Annotated in this window: 2 protein-coding genes; both read left to right on the top strand. The window is 57.8% G+C overall.

All coding sequences use genetic code 11. The features are described from left to right. Positions 1–224: 224 nt before the first annotated feature. Positions 225–1,304 (top strand): XRE family transcriptional regulator, encoded by a 1,080-nt coding sequence (locus AAFM15_RS11670; protein ID WP_341686882.1) that lies wholly within the window; start codon positions 225–227, stop codon positions 1,302–1,304. Continuing rightward, entirely contained in the window at positions 1,285–1,818 is a 534-nt protein-coding gene (locus AAFM15_RS11665; RefSeq protein WP_341686881.1) for a DUF3368 domain-containing protein, read from the top strand. The genes AAFM15_RS11670 and AAFM15_RS11665 overlap by 20 nt, the downstream gene beginning before the upstream one ends. The last annotated feature ends 169 nt before the right edge of the window (positions 1,819–1,987 follow it).

The following is a 1,987-nucleotide window of genomic DNA, read 5'->3' as shown; positions in this document are numbered from 1 at the left end:
AACGTGAGTGCAGTTTGGAATTCAGGGGGTGGGCAAACCGGTGGGCAAGGTGGACAGAATGGGTGGGCAGATCAGGCAGTTGATGCCTGTGCGGGTGATTACGGGGTATTTCTTGGGCCGTTGGGCTGATCTCGGATCAGGAACACCCCTTCGACCTCACTCTGGCGTTAGGTTTAAAAATGTTTTAAGATATCTACTCTTTTAAACCTTGCCTGGAGGGCGTCATGATTGCTGATCGCATTCGTCAAGCACGGCTGGCGGCAGGGCTGACGCTGGGCGCGTTGGGCGAAAAAGTGGGCGTCTCGCATACCGCCATACAGAAGTACGAGAAGGGGCTGCTAACCCCGTCCTCGTCGCAGTTGCTCAAGCTCGCCCGTGCTTGTGGTATCCGCACCGAGTATTTTTTTCGGACGCACACCGTTGAATTGCTGCAACCTGAATTCCGCAAACTCGCAACCTTTGGGAAGACTGCCCAAGATGCGCTAAAGATCAAGGTCATCGAACTCGTCGAAAAACGAGTCGAGCTTCTGGGGGCATTCCCCAAGTCGCCCTTGCTGGAATTCGCTCCACCGCCAGGATTGCCGCAGCGCATCCATGCGCTCGATGAGATCGAGGCATTCGCCGATCTGGTGCGCAACACTTGGCAGTTGGGCATGAACCCGATTGCCGACCTCACCGACACCTTTGAGGGCCTGGGCTTGCTGGTCATCGTGGTCGATGAAGAGAATCCCGGGTTTTCTGGGTTGACCGCGAAAGCTCGAACGGAGGACGGCCGGCTCTATCCGGTGGTGGCCGTGTCTTCCCGTTGGCCGGGTGATCGGCAGCGTTTCACGCTGGCCCACGAACTTGGCCATCTCCTGCTGGATGGTCGCCTCGCCGACGACATCGACGAAGAGAAAGCATGCGACCGGTTTGCTGGAGCGTTCCTGGCACCGCGTGTTGCGGTGACTCAGTTGCTGGGGCAACAGCGCCACGCGCTGGAGTGGCAAGAGCTCTATGTGCTCAAGCACGAGTTTGGTCTCTCCATGGGCGGATGGCTCCATCGTGCCAAACAGTGCGGCGTCATTACAGAATCCGCACACCTGACGATGGTCAAGCGGTTTTCTGCGAAGGGCTGGCGCAAAGCCGAGCCGGGCGATCCGTTGCCGAAAGAGCATCCGCGACTTTTCGATCAGCTGGTATACCGTGCGTTGGCCGAACAGTACATCTCTGAAGGCAAGGCTGCCGAACTACTGGGCATCCCGATGATGCGTTTCCACAAAGAGCGCCAGCTGGAGACATCGGATGCGGTTGCTCATCAGTGACGCCAACATCTTGATCGACATGGAAGCAGGAGCGCTGATGGAGACGCTTTTTCGGCTTCCCATGCAGTTCGGGATCCCTGACTTGCTGTACTTCGAAGAGATCGAACCGGGCAGTCCTGGTCTGGAAGCACTTGGCTTGCAGATCATGGAGGTCAGTGGTGACTTCGTGAAATACGCCGAAGGGCTTCCCCACCAGTACAACCACATGCTTCCTGCCAAGAATGGGCAGAAGCCAAATCACAACGACTATTTGGCGCTGGCACTTGCCAAACAGGAAGCCTGCACCCTGCTGACGGGTGACACGAATCTGCGCATCGTCGCCAGTAGCGAACAGGTCAGCGTGATGGGCACCATCGGCCTGCTCTGCGCCATGGTTGAAAATCAGTTGCTGAGCGTCGCTGACGCACTCAAGGCGCTCCAAAAAATGAAAGAGGGCAAACGTCGGCTACCTTGGCATGATGCCGAAAAATTGCTGCTGAGCTTGCAAGACAACCAGCCACGTTCTGAGCATTAATCCCCCTTCCGCACGGTCTCTGCCCTGAACCCTAACAACCGTCGCTGCTCGTCCCAGTCCACCGGCACATCCGCCTGCCGCCCCCGCACTGTGTGAAGATTGAGGTGGCGCGGCTGGCGACCATCCAGAATGGCCTGCACGATGTCAGGTGCGAGGCGCGTGAGCCGCA

Origin of the sequence: Limnohabitans sp., assembly GCF_038134685.1 — a bacterium.
In the GTDB taxonomy this organism is placed as follows: Bacteria; Pseudomonadota; Gammaproteobacteria; order Burkholderiales; family Burkholderiaceae_C; genus Limnohabitans_A.
Note: the sequence above shows the minus strand (reverse complement) of the source record. Positions and strands in the feature narration are given on the sequence as shown.